This window comes from Flavobacterium chungbukense, from assembly GCF_020805785.1.
In the GTDB taxonomy this organism is placed as follows: domain Bacteria; phylum Bacteroidota; class Bacteroidia; order Flavobacteriales; family Flavobacteriaceae; genus Flavobacterium; species Flavobacterium chungbukense.
On record NZ_JAJGZV010000001.1, the window covers coordinates 345,944 to 372,151 of the forward strand.

Sequence of the window (26,208 nt, forward strand, 5' to 3'; positions counted from 1 at the left end):
TTCAGTTTTCAGTCGCAGTTTAGCAACTGTATACTGAGACTGCGAACTAATTCAAAAATGCAAGAAAAATAAATTAACTAAAAAAATAGAATATAGTGTTAACTAAGAAAATCTTAATCCCCGTTTTACTCTTTTCATGTTTGTCTGCCAGCAGTCAGATTTCGTTTGGAGATTCAAAAAAAATCAATGATAATTGGAAATTCAATCTTCAAGATGTTTCCGATGCAAAAAATGCCACTTTTGATGATAACAAATGGCAGAACGTAAATGTACCGCATGACTGGAGCGTAAAAGGGCAATTAAGTCCAACATTGGCAAGCTGTACAGGATATTTGCCAGGTGGAATTGCTTGGTACAGAAAGTCAATCAATATTCCGCAGAATAAATCAGGAGAAAAAGTGTATTTATATTTTGAAGGTGTTTACAACAGAAGCGAAGTTTTCGTCAACGGAAAATCGTTAGGAAAACGTCCAAACGGATATATTTCTTTTGCATATGATGCAACGCCTTTCGTGAAATTCGGTGGAGAAAATACAATCTCAGTTCGCGTAGATCACAGTCAAAGTGCCGATTCAAGATGGTATACAGGTTCTGGAATTTATAGAAATGTATGGTTGGTTTATGCTAATCCGGTTCATATTGCGCAATGGGGCGTTTACGCTTATCCTGAAGTTAATAAAGGAACAGGAACTTTAAATGTTGAGGTTGATGTAGAAAATGGTTCTTCTTCAAAATCATCTTTGACTGTTGTAAATGAATTGTTTTCAAAAGATGGAAAATCAGTAGCAAAAACCTCTTCAAAAGTAGAAGTTGTTGCCAATCAAAGCGGAAAAATTTCTACTAAAATTAACGTTAAGAATCCACAGTTATGGGATTTAGAGAATCCGAATTTGTATGAATTAAAAACAACGGTTTTACAAGACGGAAAAGAAATCGATAAAACAGTAACACAAACTGGTTTCAGAAGTTTTACATTCGATCCAAACAATGGTTTTGCTCTTAACGGAAAAGGAATGAAAATGAAAGGAGTTTGTTTGCACCACGATGCTGGAGTTTTAGGATCAGCGGTTCCAAGAGAAGTTTGGAAAACAAGATTGCAGACATTGAAAGAAATTGGAGTAAATGCTATTCGTACAAGTCATAATCCGCAAGCGCCAGATTTTTATGAACTTTGCGACGAATTAGGATTATTGGTTTTAAACGAAGCTTATGACGAATGGGAATTCCCAAAACGTAAATGGTTAGAAGGCTGGAATTATGGTACGCCAGGTTTTCAAGGTTCATTCGATATTTTTGCTGATTATGCCGAAAAAGATCTAGAAGATTTCGTGCGTCGTGACAGAAACCATCTTTCGGTATTCGGATGGAGTATTGGTAACGAAGTAGATTATCCAAACGATCCATATTCTCACCCTGTTTTAGATAAAGGAAAAGACGGTTTCGGACAAGCTGCTTATGGCGGTTACAAAAAAGATGCACCAGATGCCATGCGTCTGGGAGCAATTGCAAAACGTTTGGTTGCTGCAGTAAAAAAATACGATAAATCACGCCCTACAACAGCAGGTTTAGCTGGAGTTGCTATGTCTAACGAAACAGAATATCCGGGTGCTTTAGACATTACAGGGTATAATTATACGGAAAGCAAATACAAATCAGATCACGAAAAATATCCAAAAAGAGTAATTTACGGAAGCGAAAATGTTCATGATATGGAACCTTGGCTGGCAGTAAAAAACAATAAATTTATTTTCGGCCAGTTTCTTTGGACAGGAATAGATTATTTAGGAGAATCAGGAAGATGGCCTTCAAGAGGATTTTACTCTGGTTTAGTAGATTTTGCAGGAGTAATCAAACCTAGAGGGTATTTCCGTCAGTCACTATGGTCAGATAAACCAATGGCTTATGTAGGAACGTATCCGTTAGTAAATGAAAAAGATATTTCTAAAGATGCTTGGGCAATCTGGAATTACGAAACAGGACAAAAAATACGTGTGGTTTGTTATACCAATGCTGCAAAAGCACGTTTAGAATTGAACGGAAAAGTAGTAGGCGAAGCCAAATTATACGACGAAAAAACAGGAATTATGTATTGGGATATTCCGTTTGCAGCTGGAAAATTAGAAGCAATTGGTTTAGATAAAAACGATAAAGAAGTAAGCCGTTATGGCATAAATTCGACACAACAACCAGTTGAATTAACGATTGCAGATAAAAATATCACAATCAGTAAAGATAAAGGAGTTGCCAAAATTATGGTTCAGGTTAAAGACCAAAACGGACTTCCGGTAATGCTTTCTGATAATGAAGTAACTTGCACCATCAGCGGTCCAGGAACTTTATTAGGACTTGAAGCAGGAAACAATAGCGATATGACAGATTATACCGATAATGTACAAAGAGTATTTCACGGACACATTGCGGCTTATATTCAGGCAAAAGGAGATTCGGCAGAACCTATAAAAGTTAAATTTACCAGTCAATGGCTAAAACCTGTTGAGGTTACCATAAATTTAAAATAGTTAATTGATGTTCCATCACGACATTTAATTGATAACAAAACATAAATAATTTGATGAAATGTCCCTTTTTGGGGCATTTCGTCGTTAAAAAATATCCATAAGTAGAATAACAAAAAATATTTTGTTGCTGCATTTTTAAATCAGTAAAATGATAAACATTGAAAACCAGAAAAGAGAAATTATTTTAAAAACTGGACTATCAATAAGTGGATAATCTGAAGTAATTTTGAATAGTAAAATTTAATTTAAAAATTTTCAGTCATGTCAAAATTTCATCTCAATATCAAAGAATTAGTTCAAGGAGAATTCAATGTAAATAAAGTAAATCTAGCATTCGTTTTTCAAGTAAATTGCCCAGGTTGCTTTATATACGGTATTCCTATGACGAACGAGCTTTACAAATCATTTAAAGATAAAGTTGGTTTTATCGGAATAGCTACTGCTTTTGAAGACTTTGAATACAATAATGAAGCAAGCTTAAAATTACTGTTGGAAAACAGAACATTAGTTGGCGAAACAAAAAAATATTACAATACTAACTACGGAGTTTCTAACTATCAAGAAACGCTAAATTTTCCAGTTGCTTTTGATAGCATGGTTTCATCCGAACAATTTATCAATTCGGGTAAGGTCGAATTAATTTGTGATGCCATTCCCAATTTTCAAGACTTTCCTGAAAAGGAAAAAGAAGCGGTAGTACAAAAAGTAAAAGAATTTTATTCTCAGATCCCCTTACTAGCAGAAACATTTACAATTAACCAATTAAAAGGGACTCCATCATTTATTATTTTTGATGACAACTACAATGTTTTAGCGCATTATTTTGGTCATCAGAATCATGAAATTTTAAAAGTTAAACTTGAAGATTTATTAAAAGTGAATCTCGTGTGATGCAAAACTTTTGAAGTGACTTCTAATTATTTAAGTAAAATTAAAAAACAAAAAAGGCTGTCTGTAAAGACAACCTTTAGTGACTAATAAAATAAAAATGTATTGCTAAGTTACTTTCCTGATTGGCTATCAGGGCTCAAAATAACTTCGACGCTACTTGAACTATCCAAAACGTGCTTACTAAACTGCTGAATAGTTTTCTGATTAATTTTAGAAATTAAATTTTTATATTCTTCATCTGTTGAGAACGGAATCTGATTTAAGCTGTAATTGTATAGTGTTGTTGACCAGAAAGCATTCGTTTTAAGCGATTCTTCTCTGTTTTTCAATAAAGCTTTCTTAATGTCTTCTAAGTCATTTGCATTTACTGGATTCGATTTTAAATCGTTGATTTCTTTCCAGACAATCTGCATTAATTTTTCCTGTTTTTCTGGATTACAGTCAAAAGTAAGAGCAAGGCTGAATGATGGTTTCGGAATTAATTCTAGATTTCCGCCAACATTTACGCCATAACTGCCGCCTTCTTCTTCTCTGATAGTCTGCAGGAAACGTTTTGAAAGTAATTCACCAATAATATACATTGTCATAGCATTTTCTTTACTGTACTCCGTTTTTCCAGTTAGATTTAGATAAACAGTACTTTTTGCAACTTCCATTTGGCGTTTAAAATGCACTAGGGTTTTGCCCTTTTTCGGTTCAATATTATGATCGATAAAAGTTTCTTTTAAAGCTGGATTTGATGGTAAGTTTCCGATGTATTTCTGAATTAATTCTATAGCTTTTTCTGGAATGTTTCCAACGAAAACAAAGGTAAAATCAGATGCATTTTTGAATCGATCGCGATAAATGTTTTCTGCTTTTTTAAGATCTATTGTTTCGAGGAATTTTTCGTTGAAAATAAAAGTACGTTTGCTATAGTTTGAATTTGCCAGATCAATTGAATCTTTAAACGCGTTTCCATTATCTTTTTTAATGGTTTCTAAACGATTCTTATATTGTTCTTTTAGAATGTTAAAAATATTGGGGTCAAAACGAGGTGCTTCAAAAGAAAGGTAAAGCAATTGCAGCATCGTCTCGAAATCTGCTTTATTTGAACTTCCTTGGAATCCTTGTGTGTTTTCGCCAATAAATGGGGCAGATTGTGCCACTTTACCCGTCAGTTTTTCTTTTAAACCAATATTGTCAAAATTACCCAAACCTGAAGATCTTGCGATTGTCGTTGCTATTTCAGCAGAAACTAAATCTTCTGTTTTAATTAATGATTTACCGCCTTTTGCAAATGCAGAAAATAGAATCTGATCCTGTGAATGCGTTGTTGGTAAAACAATTACATTGGCTCCATTTTCCAAAGTATATCCTTTTGCATTAGCAATTCCTGAAACTTCAAAAGTTTTTTTGATCGCGGCAGTTTTTAATTCTTTGTCTATTAGAGGCGAATTGTTTTCTTTTTTGCTGTATGGCTCTAAAGTCATACTTTCAACTTTTTTCATTACGTTGACAACTGCATCCTTATTTGGGAAATCATTTTTATCCTGATCAGCACCAGTGACCAAAACGACTTGATTTGTTGGCTTTTGAATAGTTTTAGCATATGCATTCAATTCCTCTAAAGTGATACTTTTTATAATACCAACAGTTAATTTGTAATCATCTTCAGGGGAAAGGAATGGTTTTGCCTTTAAAAAATAATTGGTCAAGTTGTCTGCCCAGCTATCGTTGTCAACTTTATCCTTATTGCTTAAAAAATCATCATAAGAACTTATAAAAATCTTTTTGGTTCGGTCTAATTCGGCTTGTGCAGCTCCATAACGTCTTAGGCGTTCTGCTTCCGTGTAAGCCTCTTCAAATGCCTGAATTGTTTTTCCTTTTTTGGCCAAAGCCGAAATATTAAAAGAAGTATTTAATCTTGAAATAGGCTCGAAATACGCTTTAAAATTCAAACTTGCACCTTGGTTTTTTAAGATTAATTCTCGGAAACGATTGTTTAAAATACTGGTATAAAAAGAGTTCATTACGTTTTTGCGCGTAACAATGCTGTCTTTTAACAAAGGTTCATCTAAAACATATTGAAGCGTAATGGACGTTGAAGAAGCTTCTTTATCTGAAGCTGTTCCAAAATACAATTCATCATGTTTAGGAATTTCTGTGTAAGTTCTCGCGGCCACTTTTTTAGCTAATGGGATACCAGAAAATATTGCTTTTACTTTTTGTTCCATTGCTGTAATATCAACATCTCCCACAATTATTACAGCTTGTAAATCTGGGCGATACCATTTTTTGTAGTAATTACGCAGTTCAGGATATTTGAAGTTATTGATGATGTTTAAATCACCAATAACATCTCTTTTACTGTATTTAGACCCTTTGTATAAAACAGGATCAGTCTGCATTTTTAAACGGAATCCGCTTGTACGGCGCGTTCTCCATTCTTCTCTAATTACACCTCTTTCGGCATCAATTTCTTCATTAGTTAAAGAAAGAGAACCAGACCAGTCGTGTAAAACCCAAAGAGTAGAGTCAATAAGTTTTTCGTTGGTAACAGGAACCGAACTAATATTGTAAACTGTTTCATCTTGAGCGGTGTATGCATTGATGTCCTTGCCAAAAGTAACGCCATTTTTTTCCAGCATTTTAATGATGCCTTTTCCTTTAAAATGTTCCGTTCCGTTAAACGCCATGTGTTCCAGAAAATGCGCCAATCCGTTTTGATTATCATCTTCTAAAATAGCACCAACATTCTGCACAAAGTAAAAACTTGCTCTGTCTTTTGGTTCTTCGTTATGCAGAATATAATACGTTAAACCGTTTTTTAATTTTCCCGTAGTAACATTTTTATCCAGCGGAATGTTGGTTTTGAACTGCGAAAATGCGCTCTGAAAAGACAAGGCGAGAATCCCAATAATGATATTTTTTTTAGTATTCATTTTTTTGTTTTTTTATCTTCTATTTCTTCTAATTAGGATAAAAGCAGCGCTTAGGATAATCAGTAAAGGAAACAGTCCTATGAAGACAATTTTACTTATAAAAACCTGATTGGCAGTAAAGGTTATTTTCTTATCGGTATTTTCTGGACGAGTGGTATCAATTGGAAATTCGTAATTGGTAAACCAGCTGAAGAGATCAGTTACGAACTGAAATGTTCCAGAACCACCTCGGCTTAATTCGGCATTGCCCATAAAATCAGCATCTCCTGCAACAATTATTTTTTGTGTTTTACCGTTCACATTTCTTGTTAAAGCAACAGCAAGCGGTACTGCAGTTATTGCTGGTTGTTTTTTCAAATCTTCAGGAATGGAAGTAATTCCAGTCTGTGCTTCCCAAGCCGGCTCTGCGTTTGTCTTTAAAAGTGGAGTGACTTTAAAACCAGTATCTTTTACTATTTTAATTCCGCTGCTTCCTAAAAATGGAATGGGATTATTATTTCTGGTTTTACTGAATTTAATGACAGTAGAATCTATATTTTTTGAAATTTCGGTAACTAAATAATCAGGAGAATTGATTTCGCTTTCCTGTACCAATGCTTGTTTGGTAAAACTCAAGCCTAATTTGTCTGTAACTGCCGATAGAGCAGAATTAGTTTCCGGTTCAGCCAAAAGCATTAGATTTTTTCCCTGATCGATATATTTAGTAATACGATCTATAGCACCCTGGCTTAATTGCGTTTTAGGATCAGCAATAATCAAAATAGTAGTTTGATCAGGAATATTCTGGGCATTAATGTCTACAGAAGAAACATCAAATCCTTGATTGATAAGTGAATATCTAAAAGTAATTTCATTAAATCCTGTTTTGTAATTTTTATCTCCAACTTTATCCACACTTCTTTCCATGTTACCGGTGGCAAAAACAATTTTAGGGCTTGGAACGACCAAACGTTTTAATGAGGCAGAGATTTCTTTTTCCATCGGAACTTTGAACATATCGTCATACATTCTTAAGAATGTTTTCTTTCCATTGTATTCCACAGTTCTTACCACTCTGTTCTGCTCAGATTTTAGATCTATAACCTTTTTAATCTCTTCAGGAGAATATAATTTTTTTAGTTTTAAATCTTGCGTTTCAATCATTTTTTCCGCCAGCTGTTTGTCGTTTAATCCTGGGTTTTGGGCATACAAAGCTTCGTTGCTTGAGGTATCATAATAATACACATATTCCATTTCCATCTGCGGTAAAAAACGAGTGTATTTTTCAAAGCTTGCGATATCCGAATTTTGAGAATAAGGCATAGCCATGTAATAGTTGATATCTAGTAAGTTTACATAAGTTGTTAACTTTAATGGGCCGTCTATTTTTTTGACAATATCTAAACTATTTTTAGTCAATGTTCTGTCTTTTGTGCGAGTCATATCGTAATATAACGTAAGTGGAGCTCTAGATGTAATGTACCCAAGTGCCAAAACTACTGTGATCAATAAAGTATATTTTAAAACTCTTTTTGAGATTGTTTGCGCATCTCTTCCTGTTTGCAATTTATAGATACTCAATACAATAAAAAGACTGCTTACTAAAACAAAATAAAATACATCTTTACTGATGATAAGTCCTTCAAGCATTTCGTTTGCACGTCCAGCGATTGAAAGGAAATAAGTAATATCTTTTACAACTTCAACATCCTGCCATAGTTTTCCAATGAAATTTAAACCCGCCAAAACAACCAAAGTACTGATCGCGGCAACAACTTGATAAGAAGTTAAACAAGACATAAAAAGCCCGATTGCAGCGTAGGTACAAACTAACAAATACAAGCCAATAAGTCCAGAGATAGCAAATTTTAAATCTAAGTTGTCAATAGAGAAGTAGGCAATACCAACCTGCAATCCAAGTATTACAATGAATAAAAGGCAATAAGCTGCAATAGCTAAATATTTACCCAAGACAATATCTTTAATTTTAATTGGGGAAGAAAGTAAAAGTTTGATCGACCCGCTGTTAATTTCACGGCTTACTAATCCCATTGTTAATAGCGGAACGTATAAATATAAATAATTTTGCATTTCGGTATATAAACCGCTGAAGCCTGAAAATATCGTTTGACTAAGGTTGCCAAGACCTTCTCCAATTTTTTGTGCTTTTTCAAAACGTTCAACTGTACCGAAGAATTTCCAGCTGGACTGGATCGAAAATATTACTAAAACTACCCATGCCACCGGCGAATAAAACATGGTGTTAAGTTCTGTTTTAGCAATTCTATATATTGTTTTCATTTGTTTATTTTTTAAGAAGGAATAGCGTTTTTAGAAGGGGCTTTTTTAGATAATTGGGCGAAGATTTCGTCTAATGAAACTTTTTCGAATTGAATTTCACGTAATTTCCAATTGTTATGAACGCTTAACGAAACAATTTTTTCTGCTACTTCCTGCGTTCCGTCAAATGTTATCTGCACTTTTTTAGGAGAAAGAAATACAGCATTTGTTACTTCTGGAATAGCCGTTAACGATTCTGGCTTTGGCGGATTTTCAAAACTTGCTGTTAGTTTATCTGCCTCAATATAGTTATTGAAAGCATCGAGCGTATCAGCAAAAACCATATGTCCGTTTTCAATCATTCGAATATCCTGGCAGGTTGCCTGAACTTCAGAAAGAATATGTGAAGAGAAAATAACCGCTTTATCTTTGGATATTTTTTTGATTAATTTTCTAACTTCTAAAATCTGGTTTGGGTCAAGTCCGTTTGTTGGTTCATCTAAAACTACTAATTTAGGTTCGTGAATAATAGCTTGAGCAATACCTACACGCTGTCTGTAACCTCCAGATAAGTTTCGAATTAATCGATGGCTGAAATGCGAAATACCGCATTGTTCTTTGGCTTTCTCTAAAGCATTTTTTAAATCTTCTTTTTTGACATGACGCAGTTCCGCACAGTGAATTAAATATTCATCTACCGTTAGATCTAAATGTAAAGGCGGTGTTTGCGGTAAAAAACCAATTAATTTTTTGGCTTCAACGGGGTTTTCCTTTAAATTAATTCCATCAATAAAAATATTGCCGCTAGTCTGGTTTAAGACACCGCAAAGAATATTCATGGTAGTTGATTTACCTGCGCCATTAGATCCTAAAAGGCCTAAAATTCTATTTTCTTTAATTTCAAAACTAATATTTTGTATTGCCCAATCCTTACTGTATTGATGCGACAAATCCTCAACTCTTACAATTGTTGTTTCCATAGTGTTTTTAAAATCGCAAGAATGTATTTTTACTGAAAACACATTCTTGCGTTATTTTTAATTTTTAGTATCCTGAATTTTGGGTTAAAAAGGGATTAGAACGAATAGCAGGTTCTGGTATTGGATATAAATTATCTGTACTTTTCCAGATTTTATCAGATAAAACGGAGAGTGTTTCATCTAGTTTTCCAGTTCTTTTAAGGTCCAGCCATCGGTGTCCATTTTCTGCAAAGAACTCGCGTTGTCTTTCTAGAGCAATTAAATCTAATAACTGATTGGTATCGGTCAGAGAGGTATTACCTAATAAAGCTCTATTTCGAATAACATTAATATCTTGCTGCGCTCCCGTAATATCATTGGATCTTACTCTAGCTTCGGCTCTAATCAAATAAAGTTCTGCTAATCTCAGGACAGTAGAGCGTTCAACTGGCGAATCTCCAAATCCGTTCTGATATTTATGCGGTGCAATACCTAAAAATACGCCGGCTCTATCTCTAATGTCTACTGTCCAATTTGTTTTTCTGGCATCCCCAGTTTCAAAAAGTGAATTTCCTTTTCTTAACAAAAAAGTACCGCCAGTTGTAAACACAGAAGATCCTTCATAAGTGTAAGAAACATTAAAATAAGGTATTTGCAAGATTGCTTCGTCATTATCAGTAATAAACGGACTGTTGTCATCTCCCAAATCAGTAATTATTTTATAAGTTGAGGTTTGGTTTATAACTGTAGTAGCATGAGTTGCAGCATCACTCCATCTTCCTAAATAAAGATTTACCCTAGCCAATAAAGCTTCTGCTGCCCATTTTGTAGCTCTGATTCTTTCCTCATCATAATTTTTATAATCTGTTGGAAGATCCTTTGAAGCATCTGTTAAGTCCAACAAAATCTGTGTATAAACATTTTCTTGTGAAGATTGTGGCAATAGAGCCGACACGTCCACATTTGTTGTGAGTACTAGAGGAACATTTCCCCAAAGATTAGTCAGGTAAAAATAAGAATAAGCTCTTAAGAATTTTGCTTCTGCAATCCATTGTCTGCTTTTAACTGCACTAAGAGAAGTACTTTTAGAAACTCCTTCAATAACATTATTAGCATTATAAATAGTTTTATATAATTCGCTCCAGTTAGTGTTTATCGTTCCGTCCGTTTCTGGGATTTCATTCGAACTGTACAAATTGGCAATACCTGTTCTTGGCACCAATTCATCTGCCGTTTGTCCGAGAAGAGAATGAACTCTGTTGTAAAAAAAATCGGTAACCATACTTTGGTAAATTCCGTTTACAGCTGCTTCGGCTGTTGGCTCTGAAGCATAAACGGTTTCTGATGACAGCTGATTACTTGGAAGATCTACATCTAGAGCATCATCACAGCTCGTAATTCCTAATAAAAGAAAAAACGAAAATATATAGGTATATTTAGTTGAAATATTTTTCATGATTTTAAGATTTAAAATGTAAACTGAGTTCCAAATGTGATTGTACGTAATGGAGGCAATGCCAATCCCTGCGTTTCAGGATCAAGACCTTTGTATTTAGTAAAAGTGACTAAGTTTTGCCCTTGAATAGAAAGGCGGATACTCTGCAAGTATTTCTTTGTTGCCTCATCTAAAGGAATTTGGTAAGAGACACTTACATTTTTAAGTTTAATGTATGATGCATCTACAACAGAAGCCGTTGATCCTAGATAATTGAAAAAACTATTTTGAAATCCTGAACTTAAAACATTTCCTTGTGCTAAATAATCATTGTATTCATCTACTTGAAAATTTGCAGTGCTGTAAGGGTAACCTGGTTGTGCTCCGGTACTTGACATCAGGGTAGTACCATCTTGTTTTACGAATTGAAATAAAAAGTCAAGGGTAAAGGCTTTATAGCTAATGGTGTTAGAAATACCACCATAATATTGTGGATAGTTAGGACCATAATATTTTCTATCACCTCTACCAGTATCAGCGTATCCAGTTGAGATTCTTCCGTCTCCGTTTACATCTTCAAACTGCGCAATACCAGCAGCATTGACACCTGTAAAATTATATAGATATCTAGATCCTAAAGGTCTTCCAACAACGTATTGAGAGTAATAACTGGTAAATTCTATACCTGGAAATGATACTAATTTGTTAGAATTGGTTGAAATATTAAAAGAGGTTGACCAATTTAAGTTCTTAGTATGAATATTGGTTGTACCAAGGGTAAATTCCCAACCTGCATTTTCAACTTCAGCTGGTAAATTTGCTGTGTAAGTTGTAAATCCTGCTTGTGCACTAAGGGTATAGTTTACCAATTGATTGCTCGAAGTATTTTTGTAATAGGCCGCCGTAAAAGAAATGCGGTCATTTAGGAAACTTAAATCAAGTGCAGCTTCAAATTTCTTAGTTAATCCCCATCTTATGTTAGGGTTTGCAATTCTAGCAGCAGCCATAGAAGCATTTCCATTACCGTAGTTGCGCGTGTCAAAAGTTTCGGCATATTGATAATCTCCAATCTCATCACTTCCAATTTCTCCATAACTCGAACGTAGTTTTCCAAAACTTAACCATGAAAGATTATTTAAGAATTTTTCCTGAGTAAATACCCATGCAGCACCTACAGAACCAAAATTTCCGAAACGATTATTAGCTCCAAAACGGGAAGAGCCATCTCTTCTAAAGTTAACATTTAAAATATATCTATTTTGGATATTGTAGTTAAGTCTGCTGAAAAGAGAAATATATTTATATTCTACACTACCGTTATTAGCCGTTATACTTTCTGCAGTTCCAAGATTTCCAATTAAATTGTCTGCGCTGTAACCATTTGAACTAACATAGGAAGGCATTTCTGATTTTCTATTTTGCCATGAACCTCCAACAAGCGCTGTTAAGTTACCTTTCCATAATTCTGTTGTGTAATTAAGCTGAGGTTCAACAGTGAAATTATTCGTATTATTGGTTGAAACAGTATAAGATCTTTGAAAGTTTAAACTCTGGTCATTTGCTTCAGCATAAGCATGATTGGTTGCAGATCCTGGCATAAATTGCTTAGTCTGCATTTGAGCTCTTCCGTATCCTAAATCTGTTTTAAAAGAAAGTCCCTTTGCAATTTCATATTGAAGACTAAAACTAGTAATTAAGTTAAGTCCTTTGTCATCTACTCTTTTTTCTAAAGCAGCAAGAGGATTTATATCACTAAAATAGTCTGGTGACCAGTAATAACTTCCATCCGCATTGTATAACGGACGGTTAGGAGCAGTACCCACAGCATAAGTTGTGATATCAAAAAATGGAAGTTTATTATTGTCTACTGCAAAAATTACAGAAGCGCCTATTTTTAATTTTCTGTCTAAGGTACTGTGATTGACATTAAAGTTAGTAGAGAATTTATCGTAGCTGAAATTCCCAGGTACAACAGTAGTTTCTTTATGATAAGCACCACTTAAAAGAAAACTCGTTGTTTCGTTTCCGCCTTTTAAGGAAGCCGAGTAATTATTAAAATTAGCTGTTCCTCCAATTAATTTTTTCTGCCAGTTTGTATAAGCATTCGGGGCCCAATCTGTAATAGCGATACCATTACTATCAACATCAGCAACATCGCCATTATTGTTTAAAGCGGTTTGAAGCATATTTAGATAAGTAGGTGTATCTAGAGTTTTGGCCATATGTGCTACTTCCGAAACTCCAGAATTGGTAGTTATAGTAAACTCTGTTTTTCCAGCCTTTCCTTTTTTGGTAGTAATAAGAACAACACCATTGGCACCTCTTGAACCATAAATCGCAGTCGCATCTGCATCTTTTAAGATTTCGATACTTTCGATGTCATTTGGATTAATGATATTTAGTGGACTTGTTGATTTTTGAGCACCTCTAATGACATTTTGATCTTGTACTTGTTCTTTAATGTCATCGCCAATGTACGGTACGCCATCAACAATATAAAGCGGGAGGTTATTGCCTGCAATGAAATTTCTACCACGGATACTGATATTCATATCACTTCCTGCATAACCAGAAGTCTGCGTTACAAATACTCCGGGAGTTCTTCCTTGTAGGGTTTGTAGAATATTGGTTACGGGTTGTTTTTCAATATCTTCAGAAGTGATCTTTACTACAGATCCTGTAGAAGTTCTTCTAGTTGTTGTACCATAACCAATCACGACTATCTCATCTAGTTTAGCTAGATCGGGCTGCATTTTGATAGTAATCGAAGTTTGATTCTGTACCGTCACTTCTTGCGTTTTATAGCCTAAATAAGATACTTTCAAAACGTGTTTTCCTGAAGGCAATTCGATGTAAAACTGGCCATCAAAGTCTGAAACACCTTGTTTATTACCTCCAACTAAAGCAATAGATACTCCAGGCAAAGGTTGTCCGTTTTCATCTAGAACCTTACCGCTAAGCATGTAGTTTGCTTCGCTGTCATCTTCTTTTGCAATCGCTTTAGGAGTTTCTTTTTTGTAGATCACGACATTTTTGTCTACTTGTTTGTAGACTAAATTACTGCCTTGAAATACGGTATTCAAAATATCACTAACACTTCTGCGTCCTCTCGGCGTAGTCACTTTTGGAAAATCTTTTATGATTTGCGGCTGATAAGCAAATAGTAATCCCGTTTTACTCTCTATTGTTTTAAATAAAGTTTTAATATCCTGATTATGCAGTTCAATATCAACAGATATAGACTCTAAATTCTGACCACTCATTTCGGTTGCGAAAATCATATGAGTGCCGCAGGTCAGCAAGAAAATGTGGAATAAACTGATTCGCATAATCATAATGGTTTTTTTTGACAAGTGAAAAAAAGACGAATTCTTTTCACTGTCAAACATGGTTGTTTTACAGCGTAATTTCATAAATTTGCTTGTTTTTTAATGGTTACTGGATTAATTGTTAAAAATCTCGGCCATCTGGTGTAGGAGCTGGATGGCTTTTTTAATTTAGTTTTGGTTAATGGTTCTGTTTTTAAAGGTTAATATTTAATTTTAAGAAGCTTTCTAAGTAGGAGGTTAGTCGGCTTTGTCTCTATCTATTTTTATTCACAGCCTTTTCCATCAATAGTGATAGATCCAGCTTTGTTATATCTATATTCGGTTTCAATAACACTGCAGATTACTTTTAGAACATGATCTAAATCTTCTTCATTTAAGAAACTCGCAGTTATTCGGCAGTTTTTAATCTTTTCATTATCCAATAAAATCGAAACTTTATATTTTTGAGAAATTAAAGAAACCGCTTCGGTCATATTGATATCATCCAGAATCAAGTAATTACTTTTCCATTCGGTTACTACAGCGGCGCTTACCTTATTTTGTTCAAAGTTGAGCGTGCTTTTGTTTACTTTAATCTGTTGATTTGGCGTAATTACACCATATACTTTTTCTGTATCACCAACCTGAACCTTACCTCTCGAAACCGTAACTTCAATATTTTCTGAAGAATTTTGAGCATTAATATTAAAAGCAGTTCCCAAAACTCGGGTCTGAATTTTACCAGTATGTACGATAAATGGTTTTTCTGAGTTGTGTTTAATATCAAAAAAAGCTTCTCCAGTCAGGGTTACTTCACGTGTTTTTGAATCGAAAGAGTTCTCATCATATTTTAGAGTACTATTATCATTTAACAGAACTGTACTGCCATCAGGAAGATGAACCAATTGTTTGCCGCTAAAGTCAATTAAAGTATTTTGGGCTACAACAACTGGCACTTCAGGAGCAATACTTGGAACCGCTTTTTGTTTAAAGAAAAACGAATTACCTAAAGCAATTAATAAAGCAATGCTAGCAGCCGCAAAAAGGGATTGTAAAACCACTTTTCTTCTTCTTTTCGGATTCAGTTCTATTACTTTAGATTCCTGTTCTGGTTTAGATAAAATGTAGTTCAGAATATCATCACTCTGTTTTTTATCCATTATATCTGTAACATAATTACCTTTCAGCATTTCATGAATTTTTTCCTTAAGAAAATCATCATGTCCGCCTTGCTGAATAATTTCCATCATTTGCTGCTGTTCGGCATCAGATAGATTATTCTGCAGATAGCCTTCAAATAATTCTTCGAATTTTTTTTGCTGCATTTGTATCGTTAATTAAATTAGTACTTGTTTATAAAATGATAGTTTGGAGTTTTTTTATATTTTACATCCCTTGTAATTTTAGGGATTAGAGCATGTTTAATGTGCTCCTTTTATATAAAGACCATTAAAAAAAGGGGAGGGAGTAGTCGAACGTGAAAAAAATGTAAAAAAAATGTAAAAAAATATAAAAAGAAGCTTTTTTGAAAGAAAAAACTGTAGACTAAATTTTTAAAAAAATAGTAAACGACATGAATAGATTCATGTAAGGAGAAATTTTATGACGTATGAATTTTAAAGCCTGCGCCATGTGTTTTTTTACCGTCTCTGTAGAAATACCTAAATCTTCACCAATTTTTTGATGACTTAAGCCGTCTCTTTTAGCCATATTATATACTTTTTGCTGCTGAGGCGGAAGCTGTTCTACTATCTGATTTAAAATAGTTGTATACTGTTCGTCTTTTATATTGCTGTCAGTATCTATAAAACTGGTATCTTTTGGATTGATTTCGGTTATAATGTTGGTTTCTCGTGCAATCTTTTTTATTGAATTGAATAAATGATTACGAGATATTATATAAATATAATTTTCAAAGTTATCAATCGCTATCAAATTTTCTTTATTCTGCCATATTTTCAAGAAGATATCTTGTACAGCCTCTTCAGATAAGATTTTTGATTTAGTAATTCGTAAAGCAGTAGAGTAAACACTATTTTTATATTGATTGTAAATTGTTGTAAATGCAAGCTCACTTCCTTGAGATAATTCAAGAAGAAGTTTTTTTTCGTCAATATTTGAATTTTGAGCCATTTTTTTATCACAATCAATTCAGCAATATTATTTATTTTTTTTGAAACGAAGATTATTTATCGATAACTAGCTTCAAAAAATGTTGTATTGCTATTTTATTATTAAAATAATAAATTATTGTAAAAATTAATAATACTCTTTTGAATAAGATTCAATGCTATAATTCAATCGTATTTGATATATTGTAGGTTAAGTCTTGTTTTAATTGAAAATTGAACAGAATACATTTAAAATTAACTTCTTTTTTGAAGTATGTTTATAAAAGGACATAGATTTTGTTTTTTTGTTTTCTCTGATTTTTCCTCCTACTTCTTAAATGAAATGCTTATCGGTATTCCCGAATTCCCATAAATAAAATTTGTCATGATTATGATGTTTAATTAGTTTTGACCTTCGAAAATTAAGAGAGATTCTTGGTATTATGTTATAAGATTCAAAATTTTCTAACATAGGGTCATTAATTATAACGATTTATATTTTTGTTTTGCCAAATTTTATATTTCTACTTATATGTATATCTTTTATTTTTGTAAGAAATATTAAAAAGAATATGCGCTATTTCAGACTTCTAAGACATTTACTAGTATTATTATTTCCTCTTTACTTATCAGCTCAGATGCCAAAAGAAAATTTTAGTCTTCTCTCTTATAAGAAATTAAAAGAACTTTATAAAAATAATGAGAAAGACCAAAATAAACAGCTTATTTATGCTAAGGCTTATTTGGCAAAAGCTAAGAAAGATAATGTTTCAATCGAGAAAGCTAGAGGATGGTATTTTATTTCTTTAATACATTCTGGTGATAAAGCAATTCAGTATTTAGACAGTACAATTTCTTATTCTAAAAATCTAAATGATTTGAATTTTCCAGCTTATGCTTATTCAAGAAAAGCGTATGAATTAAAGTATCAGTCAAAATATAGAGAAGCAATTGATAATTTTTTGATTGCAGAGCATATTGCTAAAAAAAATAACCCAGATTTTTACCATGAGGTAAAATATTCTATCGCAGTACTGAGATCTGAAGAATTAGGTGAAACAAATGAAGCGCTAGAATTATATAAGCAATGTTTTAAATATTATAAGACAAAGGATGTAAAAAGTGATAAATATTCTTATGCCTATCAGGATGTTTTATTTGCGTTGGCAGATGCCTACAAAGCATTAAAACAATCAGACTCTTCTACTTATTACAATAAATTAGGCTATAAGGAATCAAAACTTACAAAAGATTACGAATATAATGCTCTTTTTATACTAAATGAGGGCGCTAACTTGGTAGAAAAGAAAAAGTATTATACTGCAATAGATAGTATTAAGAAAGCTTTGCCAAAAATGATTTATTATAAAAATATCGCAAATCTTTTGGCATCACATTATTATTTAGGAAAAGCTTATGCAGGATTAGGAAAAGAGGAAAGTGCAGTTCAAAATTTTATTAAAGTAGATTCAATTTATAGTAAAACGAATAAAATTACTCCTGAGTTTACATCTGGTTATCCTTATCTCATATCGTATTTTAAAAACAAGAAAGACAAGGAGAAACAATTAAAGTATCTCAACCAATTTTTGCATATTGACAGTCTTTTAAATAATAACTACAAAGTTTTATCTAAGAAACTTCAAAAAGAATACGATACGCCTAATTTGATTTTAGAAAAAGAAAATCTTATAGAATCATTACAAAGTAATCGAACCAAATCATATTGGGGTATTGCTGTTTTATTTTTACTAGTTACGATTGCAACGGCTTTTGGATTTTATCAATATAAAATAAAAAAGAAGCAGTATGCTCAGTTTGAAAAATTAATGAATAAAGTAAAAGAGGAGCCTGAAATAAAAACTAGCGAAGAAGTAAAGGAAGTTAAATCGGTTAAATCTGGAATAGAAAATATTGGTATTAATCAAGAAATTGTTGATCAGATTCTGCAAAAATTAAATCATTTCGAGCAGACAAAAGGATATTTAATTTCAAATATTACGGTTCAATCATTATCTGAAACCTTTGAAACAAACAGTAAATATATTTCAAAAGTGGTTAATGTTTTTAAGGAAAAAACGTTTATACAATATATTAATGATTTAAGAATTGAACATGCATTGCACGCATTGAAAGAAGATCATAGGCTTCAAAAATATACCGTACAAGCTCTTGCGCTTGAATTTGGGTTTAATAATGCGGAGTCATTTTCTACCGCATTTTATAAAAAATCAGGAATTAAGCCTGTTTACTTTATAAAGCAATTAGAAAAAAGTTATAAAGTTTAAGTGTTTATATTCAGTGTTTTAGGTGGTTTTTATATATCGAAATTCCTGAATTTCGATATATAAAAATTGCTATTCTGTATTTAAGATTGAACAAAATATATATTTGCAGAACAACATTAATCTATTAAAATTTATGAAAACTGAAAAATCTAAAAAGGAAAATCAAAAATTTAGCTTAGAAAAAATGAGTTTTGCAAAGCTTAAAAATATGCATCTTGTTGTTGGAGGTGCACCTGTGGCAGAGGATGGTACATTTACGTCTGGAACAGCAACGAGTAAAAATTGTAACAGAAAGAAAACAGATCTCTAATTATATTTACGACATAACATTAACCTATAAAATTTATGAAAACTGAAAAATCGAAAAAAGAAGTGCAAAAGTTTAGTTTAGAAAAAATGAATTTTGCAAAGCTTAAAAACATGCATCTTGTTGTTGGAGGTGGAGCAGTAGCTGTAGATGAAAATGATCCAGCTACAGGAACAGCTACAAGTAAAAATTGTGATAAAAAAAAGGGAGGAGATGATCTTTAATTCATGAAATTTAAAATAGTATACATTGTCTATTTTGTTTGTTTTCTTCAATTTGGCTGTCAATCTTCAAAAAAGAGTGTAGGTCTAAGTAAAGAAGAAGTCTTGCTGAATACGTGGTATAGAAAAGATTATCGGCTTAATAATGTTCCTGGTATTTCTTTGGATAAGTGGTATTCTGAAAATAAAAAGAAATCAAAAAAAGAGATTATTGTTGCTGTAATTGATACGCAGATTGATAAAAACCACGACGATTTAGCTGGGAAAATTTGGACAAACCCAAAAGAAATAGCCGATAATAATATTGATGATGATCAAAATGGATATGTTGATGATGTAAATGGTTGGAACTTTGTTGCAAAAAAAGACAGTTACGTTGTTTGGGGAAATTTTGAATTTGTACGAGTGGTAAGAAATTTTCAAGATAAGTTTGAAAATAAAACCGATATAGATATTTCTAAAGAGGATATTCCTGCTTACAAAGAATATTTGAGAGCAAAAAAAAGACTTGAAGAAGATAGGGAATATTACAGCAAAAAACTTAAATCTCAGAAATACAGTACTATAGTTTTTTCTATTGCTAAAGATAGTTTAAAACATTATTTCCCTAAAGAAGATTACACCTATGCCCAATTGGACAGTTTGTATAAAATTCATAAAATTAATGATAAAACTTTTCGTCAGCGCAGAGAAGATGATGACAGAGATTTAGGCGCCATGATTGGTTTTATGAAATTTAGGTTTGATCAAGACGAAAAAACATTGGCTGCTGTTATCGAAACTGAAATACAAACGGACTCTATTCTAAATAAAAATTTGAATGTAAATTTTAATGAGAGAGAATTTATTGGAGATAATCCAAAAGTTCTTCAAAAAGGATACGGCAGTAAATATATAAGTATTTCTAAAAAAGGACATAGGCTGTTTCAAGATCATAGCACTAAAGTCTCAGGTATTATTGCCGCCAACAGAAATAACAATTTAGGAATTCAAGGAATTGCTGAAAATGTAAAAATCATGCCACTTATCATTTCGTATTCGGGAGATGAATACGATAAAGATATTGCAATGGCTATTTATTATGCAGTCGATAATGGAGCTAAGGTAATTAATATGTCATTCATTAAAGAATTTTCATTGAGACAGCAGTGGGTATCGGATGCTTTTAAATATGCAGAAAAGCACAATGTTTTACTGGTGCATGCTGCGGGAAATGAAAGTTTAAATAGTGATGAAAATCCAGTTTATCCTAATGATGTTGATTATAATAATTCAGTAGAGATTTGTACAAATTTTATCAACGTAGGATGTTCTTCGGGGAAACTTGACAGCACATTGGTTTCTAGTTTTTCTAATTATGGTAAACGAAATGTAGATTTATTTGCTCCTGGAGATGAAATTTATTCTACTGCATCGGGCAATACTTATAAATTTGATTCTGGCACCTCGCTGGCCGCACCAATGGTTTCGGGAACAGCAGCGCTTATTTGGTCTTATTATCCAGATTTAACAGCCCAAACTGTAAAAGAGATTATCTTACAGTCTGGCAATTCTTATGACATTGAAGTTATTGTACCAGGTACAGATGATAAAAAAATAAAATTTTCTGAGTTATCTAAAACAGGTAAAATTTTGAATGTTTACAATGCCATGCAATTGGCTGAAAAAGTATACAAAAAGAAAAAATGATATCAAATTCGAGAATTGTTCCTTTTGATAAATATGTATTAAGAACTCCTTTATTTCCGTTCTCTTTGTATCTCGAATTGGTTCGAGATTACGCAACAGAAAAAGCAAAACAGCTTTATCAAGAAAGCCCTATCATTAGAGAAGCTATTAATCTGGCTTCTCCAAGTTTACTACAGGAATTGAATAAATGGGGAAATAATGATTCTAATCTTTCTGCTGAAAAAGCAAAAAAACTTGAGATTACATTTTTAAAATATTTAGCAAGAATGTCCTCTAGATGTACACCTTTTGGTCTTTTTTCTGGCTGTTCTGTGGGGAGAATAGACGAAGAGACAAAAATTATTCTAGGGGATATTGCTAAATTTGAACGTTTTACACAATTTGATATGCAATTTTGGATATCTCTTATTCAAGAAATTGCCACTAATGAAACAGTTATTCCCTTTCTTAAATATAATCTCAATAATAGTATTTATAAAGTTGGAGATTTTTACCGCTACATCGAATATAAAACAGTCGGGACAAAACGCGAACATAGTATAACGGCTTTAAGAGAATCGGCTGTACTTACTAAACTTCTTGATAAAATTAAATCAGAACCAGGATTAACTCTAGAAGAGATGGTTATGTTTTTGGCTGATGATGAAAGCGAAAAACAAGAAGCACAAGATTTTATTTTAAAACTTATTGAATTCCAATTTTTAGTAAGCGAACTAGACGCTTCAGTTACAGGTTCTAACGAATGGGAGAGAGTTTTATTGGTTTTGAGTAAAATTCAGAATTTAACAGCAAAACATCAAATTCTCAAAGATGTTAAAACAATGCTTAATAATTTAGATCAGACCTTGGTTCCTTCTGAAGGTAAGTATCACGAAATTAAAAATGATATTGGTAAATTAGAAATTACATTCGATGAAAAATATCTTTTTCAAACAGACTTAAACACTTTTGCTCATCAAAATACCTTAGATAAATCTGTTTATACTAGAATACAGCGAGCATTATCTTTCTTAAATTGTATTCAAACAAATAGAGCATCTTCAAATCAGGAAAATTTCAAAAAAGCATTTATCCGAAGGTATGAAACTAAGATGATGCCTCTTACAACAGCTTTAGATACTGAGATTGGAATAGGTTATCTTCAAAATCAGAATATTAATGATGATAATGAAATTCTTGATTTTCTGGCCATTAAACCCAAACAAGAAGACGGCGAGAAACAGTTGTGGACTTCCTATGATCTGATTTTGCAACGTAAGATTAATGAATCGATTTTGGAAGGTAAACAAGTAATAAATCTAACAAAAAAGGATTTTGCTGATTTTAATGCGGATTATAAAGATGTTCCAGCTACATTTTCGGTAATGATAGAAGTTTTCGGAAAAGATGAAATTGTTTTATATCCTACAGGCGATGTTAGTGCAATAAAATTATTAGGAAGGTTTTGTAATGGAAACTCGGATATTTATAGTTTAACGAAAGATATAGTTGCCAAAGAACAAGAATTTTATAAAAATGAAATAATGGCCGAAGTGGTTCACTTTCCAGAATCAAGAACAGGCAACATTTTGCGCAGGCCAGTTTTGAGAAAACATGAAATTGGTTATCTGGCAAAACCGGGCGTTTCTGAAGATGATAACATTGATTTGAATGATCTCTGGATAACTGTTGAAAATGATTCGATAGTATTATTTTCAAAAAAATTAAATAAAAAAGTTATTCCTTGTTTGTCTAACGCACATAATTATTCTAAAAATTCATTGCCAGTTTATCACTTTTTATGCGACTTGCAAGAACAGCATTCAAAACCAATTTATTCTTTCAGTTGGGGAATTTTAGAACAGCATTATAATTTTTTTCCGAGGGTAGTCTATCAAGAAGTTATTTTATCGAAGGCACAATGGATTGTAAAAAACGAAGAACTTTCTTTTCTCTCCAAATCAAAAGACAGTAAACTAATGGAAGAATTTTTGAAATGGAAATCTGCTAGAAATCTGCCACGATATTTAAACTTGGTTAGTGGAGATAATACTTTATTGATTGATTTTGAGACAGAAATTGGAATGGAAATTTTCTTAAAATCAGTTCAAAATAAAGAAAAGGTGCTTTTAGAAGAATTTTTGTTCACAAAAGAAACAGCTGTAAAAAATCAAGACAGCGAATATTATTGTAACCAATTTATACTATCATTTTACAAAGAATAAAATGCAAAGAGATTTTTGTTTAGGCAGTCAGTGGTTATACTACAAAATCTACACGGGAGTTAAGACCGCAGATAACATTTTATTAGAAAAAATAGCTCCCGTAATTACTCATTTAGAAGCAGAAAAAAAAATTGAGAAATGGTTTTTTATAAGATATAAAGATACTGACGAACATATAAGGTTTCGTGTTTTATTGAATGAAATAACTGACTTAGCATTCGTTATTAATGAGTTTTATTTAATTTTTAAACCTCTTATGGATGATCATTTAATTTGGAAAATACAAACCGATACTTATCAAAGAGAAATAGAAAGATATGGGATCGAAACGATGCTGTTTTCAGAATTTCTTTTTTGGAAAGATAGTGCTATGATTTTAAATTATTTGGATTTAAAAAGCTCATTTTCAAATAAAGAAATGCCTCTTCTTTTTAGTTTTTTGGCTATTGACTCTTTTTTAAATTCCTTTAATCTTTCTATATCAGAAAAGATGCTTTTAATGAATGATTTACAAATTGCTTTTAAAAACGAATTTGAAATAGATAAAGTTCAAAAAAAGAAAATCAGCACTAATTATTTATCGCTTTACCCAGCTTTAGAGTCTTTATTAGAAAACCCAAACCAAAACGATTTTTCAGATATTTTTTTTATTGTGAATGAAAAGTCAATTGAAATTAAAGAAACAGTTTCGAAAATTTTAGAAAGAATTGAAATTCCATTAAATGATTTTTTATCAAGTCATATTCATATGATGATCAACAGACAATATACTTCGAAACAAAGAATGTATGAGCTTGTTATTTATGATCATTTGTATAGATATTATAAAACCTTAAACTACAAGAAAGTAAAACTCTAAAGTAGTAACCAAAATACATATTCTTGCTATAATCTATTTATTTACAAGTTCTTATTTTTCTTTTAATTCCTGAATTTAGTACCGATATTCCTGAATTCCGATATGGAACATTTGTTGGCGATTTAGCGTTTGTCTAGTTTTGGTTTCAGAAAAGTGAAATGTTTTTACGGTAAGACGTCACTGTTAAAAATAGATTTCTTTTCTAGAATTGTAATTGGCCAATTACTAATTATTAGCGATTGATTTCGCTTTTATCCAAACCCTTTAATACAAAGTATTATTGTAAATGTTTAACAAATCAAAATCATGAAAATAGAAAATTTAAATTTAGCAGAGCTTAATGCTCGTGAACTTCAAGAAATTGAAGGAGGTTACTGGTGGGTAATTGCAGAAGTTGCATACGAACTTATGTACGCACAAGATGATGTTAAAAAAGGCTACAATGCCGCAAAAAATCTTTTTAAATAAAAATATAAAATCATCATGGAAAATTTAGAAATTTTAACAAAAGAAGAATTAAATCAAGTAGAAGGAGGATCGCTTATTGGATTTGCAATCGGATTTGCTGGTTATTTTTTAGAAAAAGCTGCTGATGTTATTGCATCACACCCAGTTGGAGGTCCTAGACATTACGAAATTTAAGCTAGAATACTATTAACTCTACTTTAACAGTATTATCCTTTTAGCGCTCGCTATTAGGGTAATACTATTTTTAATTTACAGCATGAAACAAATATTCAACTTTTATATTAAGGCATTTCTACAGATTTCTTTTATCTCTATACCTTTTATCTTTTTAGCTTTTCCTGATTTGAATAAAAATGAATTCACCTATAAAATTTGGATTTCTTCTTTTTTTCCTCAGTTAGTGTTTATCTTATACGTAATCAAAAAAAATAAATTATACAGTTCTCTTAAAATTGCTTTCTTTTATAAATCATTCCATTTCAGGGCTTATATATTTACTTTTCTTTTACCTTTTATAATCTATTTTTCTTTGATTGGATTGAGGCTAATTAAAATCAATACTTTCTTTCGTTGGGATAATGACATTTTCTTTTACTTTATAACGATATTTTTTTCTGCATTATTAGAAGAGGTATTATTCCGGTTTATACCATATAATTTATTTAGCACCGATTTTACCATAAAAAAAATATTATTAATCTCTTCATTTTTTAGTGTCTTCCATATATTTAACCCGAATATTACAATTATTGGTATTGTCAATATTATTTTGGCGGGGGTGTTTTTTAGCATTATATATTTAAAAAGTAATTCGCTTTTTTTGGTTACTGCAATACACGCTTTTTGGAATTTTACAATAGGCTGCATATTGGGGAGTAATATTAGTGGAATGAAAATTACAAGTATTCTAACATATTTTCCTCAGGAGCCATTTGTTTGGAGCGGTGGTGAATTTGGTTTTGAAGGATCAATTATTACGACCATATTCTTTTTGAGTAGCTCTGTTTTTTTGTACAATTTAAGAACTAGCAGAATATTCAATTATTAACCATTCTTGAGCTGTTTTATTTTTTTAATTTATTCTAAAAAAATGTTCAATTTTTAATTAGCTGGTTTTTATTTGTTTGTGTTTTATTTGATATAGGATTCCTGAATTAAGTATCGATATTCCTGAATTCCGATAAGGAACATTTGTGAGCGATTTGGTGTTTGTCTAGTTTTGGTTTCAGAAAATTAAGACGTTTTTTTACAGTAAAGACGTCACTGTTAAAAACAAATTTCTTTTCTAACAAAATGTAATAGGCCAATTACAAGATTAATTAGTAAAAAATGTTTAATCATTAAAAAAATCAATCATGAATTTAGAAAATTTAAATTTAGTTGAACTTGATCGTGAAGAAATCATATCTATTGAGGGCGGTAAATGGGCTGAATGGCTTGCTAGCCAAATTGTAGATAATTGGGATGACATTAAAAAAGGACTTAGAGATGGCTTTAATGCAGGTAGTAGATAATTTATAAAATATTTAAAGATGAAAAATTTAAACGAATTAAACGTAAACGAATTAAATTTAGAAGAATTGGTAACAATTGACGGCGGCAAATTTTGGGAAGATGTTGCGTATGGAATAGGTTATGTTGGCGGCCGTTTGTACGCTGCTTACAGAGATATTCAGCCAGAGGTATACCAAAGATGGTAAATATTTGAATTTGACATAATGAGTTTTAAAATAAAGAGGCTTTAATAAGCCTCTTTATTAAAATTA

Annotated in this window: 20 protein-coding genes; 13 read left to right on the forward strand and 7 right to left on the reverse strand. The window is 32.0% G+C overall.

The genetic code is table 11. The features are described 5' to 3' along the window. Positions 1 to 95 precede the first annotated feature (95 nt). The gene (locus tag LL966_RS01505) at positions 96 to 2,519 is read left to right on the forward strand and encodes a sugar-binding domain-containing protein (RefSeq protein ID WP_229349525.1); all 2,424 of its coding nucleotides are present in this window, start codon (positions 96 to 98) and stop codon (positions 2,517 to 2,519) included. A 261-nt stretch (positions 2,520 to 2,780) separates the two neighbouring features. Further along, on the forward strand, positions 2,781 to 3,410 hold the full coding sequence (locus LL966_RS01510; RefSeq protein WP_229349527.1) for a hypothetical protein: 630 nt from the start codon (positions 2,781 to 2,783) through the stop codon (positions 3,408 to 3,410). Between the two features lie 110 nt (positions 3,411 to 3,520). On the opposite strand, the gene LL966_RS01515 is transcribed toward LL966_RS01510, so the two are convergent. The 7 genes from LL966_RS01515 to LL966_RS01545 form a co-directional block, all read right to left on the reverse strand. Further along, entirely contained in the window at positions 3,521 to 6,334 is a 2,814-nt protein-coding gene (locus tag LL966_RS01515) for a M16 family metallopeptidase (protein ID WP_229349529.1), read from the reverse strand. 12 nt (positions 6,335 to 6,346) lie between these two features. Continuing rightward, positions 6,347 to 8,614, reverse strand: a complete 2,268-nt coding sequence (locus tag LL966_RS01520) for a Gldg family protein (RefSeq protein WP_229349531.1) — start codon at positions 8,612 to 8,614, stop codon at positions 6,347 to 6,349. A gap of 11 nt (positions 8,615 to 8,625) precedes the next feature. Further along, entirely contained in the window at positions 8,626 to 9,573 is a 948-nt protein-coding gene (locus tag LL966_RS01525) for an ABC transporter ATP-binding protein (protein WP_229349533.1), read from the reverse strand. Between the two features lie 64 nt (positions 9,574 to 9,637). Further along, entirely contained in the window at positions 9,638 to 11,008 is a 1,371-nt protein-coding gene (locus LL966_RS01530) for a RagB/SusD family nutrient uptake outer membrane protein (protein ID WP_229349535.1), read from the reverse strand. An 11-nt stretch (positions 11,009 to 11,019) separates the two neighbouring features. Further along, positions 11,020 to 14,400 carry a TonB-dependent receptor gene (locus tag LL966_RS01535; RefSeq protein ID WP_229349536.1) on the reverse strand — a complete coding sequence of 1,127 codons (3,381 nt, stop codon included), beginning with the start codon at positions 14,398 to 14,400 and terminating at the stop codon, positions 11,020 to 11,022. Between the two features lie 179 nt (positions 14,401 to 14,579). Further along, positions 14,580 to 15,620 carry a FecR family protein gene (locus tag LL966_RS01540; RefSeq protein ID WP_229349538.1) on the reverse strand — a complete coding sequence of 347 codons (1,041 nt, stop codon included), beginning with the start codon at positions 15,618 to 15,620 and terminating at the stop codon, positions 14,580 to 14,582. 220 nt (positions 15,621 to 15,840) lie between these two features. Then, a complete protein-coding gene (locus LL966_RS01545) occupies positions 15,841 to 16,428 on the reverse strand; it encodes an RNA polymerase sigma factor (RefSeq protein ID WP_229349540.1) in 588 nt (195 codons plus the stop codon). 484 nt (positions 16,429 to 16,912) lie between these two features. On the opposite strand from LL966_RS01545, the gene LL966_RS01550 reads away from it, so the two are divergent. The 11 genes from LL966_RS01550 to LL966_RS01595 all read left to right on the forward strand — a co-directional run bounded on the left by LL966_RS01550 (position 16,913) and on the right by LL966_RS01595 (position 26,142). Further along, positions 16,913 to 18,694, forward strand: coding sequence for a helix-turn-helix domain-containing protein (locus LL966_RS01550; protein WP_229349542.1), 1,782 nt, complete (start codon positions 16,913 to 16,915; stop codon positions 18,692 to 18,694). A gap of 133 nt (positions 18,695 to 18,827) precedes the next feature. After that, positions 18,828 to 19,004, forward strand: a complete 177-nt coding sequence (locus tag LL966_RS01555; RefSeq protein WP_229349544.1) for a hypothetical protein — start codon at positions 18,828 to 18,830, stop codon at positions 19,002 to 19,004. Positions 19,005 to 19,039: 35 nt separating this feature from the next. Continuing rightward, positions 19,040 to 19,225, forward strand: a complete 186-nt coding sequence (locus LL966_RS01560; RefSeq protein WP_229349546.1) for a hypothetical protein — start codon at positions 19,040 to 19,042, stop codon at positions 19,223 to 19,225. A gap of 3 nt (positions 19,226 to 19,228) precedes the next feature. Next, entirely contained in the window at positions 19,229 to 20,911 is a 1,683-nt protein-coding gene (locus LL966_RS01565) for a S8 family peptidase (protein WP_229349548.1), read from the forward strand. Then, positions 20,908 to 23,115, forward strand: coding sequence for a lantibiotic dehydratase family protein (locus LL966_RS01570; protein ID WP_229349550.1), 2,208 nt, complete (start codon positions 20,908 to 20,910; stop codon positions 23,113 to 23,115). The genes LL966_RS01565 and LL966_RS01570 overlap by 4 nt, the downstream gene beginning before the upstream one ends. A gap of 1 nt (position 23,116) precedes the next feature. Then, the gene (locus LL966_RS01575; protein WP_229349552.1) at positions 23,117 to 23,974 is read left to right on the forward strand and encodes a thiopeptide-type bacteriocin biosynthesis protein; all 858 of its coding nucleotides are present in this window, start codon (positions 23,117 to 23,119) and stop codon (positions 23,972 to 23,974) included. A gap of 306 nt (positions 23,975 to 24,280) precedes the next feature. Next, a complete protein-coding gene (locus LL966_RS01580) occupies positions 24,281 to 24,442 on the forward strand; it encodes a hypothetical protein (protein WP_229349554.1) in 162 nt (53 codons plus the stop codon). Between the two features lie 15 nt (positions 24,443 to 24,457). Beyond that, positions 24,458 to 24,616 (forward strand): bacteriocin, encoded by a 159-nt coding sequence (locus LL966_RS01585; RefSeq protein ID WP_229349556.1) that lies wholly within the window; start codon positions 24,458 to 24,460, stop codon positions 24,614 to 24,616. A gap of 82 nt (positions 24,617 to 24,698) precedes the next feature. Beyond that, complete coding sequence (locus LL966_RS22820; protein WP_394799442.1) at positions 24,699 to 25,490, forward strand: CPBP family glutamic-type intramembrane protease; 792 nt, start codon at positions 24,699 to 24,701, stop codon at positions 25,488 to 25,490. 307 nt (positions 25,491 to 25,797) lie between these two features. Continuing rightward, complete coding sequence (locus tag LL966_RS01590; protein WP_229349557.1) at positions 25,798 to 25,956, forward strand: hypothetical protein; 159 nt, start codon at positions 25,798 to 25,800, stop codon at positions 25,954 to 25,956. Between the two features lie 18 nt (positions 25,957 to 25,974). Beyond that, the gene (locus tag LL966_RS01595) at positions 25,975 to 26,142 is read left to right on the forward strand and encodes a hypothetical protein (RefSeq protein ID WP_229349559.1); all 168 of its coding nucleotides are present in this window, start codon (positions 25,975 to 25,977) and stop codon (positions 26,140 to 26,142) included. The last annotated feature ends 66 nt before the right edge of the window (positions 26,143 to 26,208 follow it).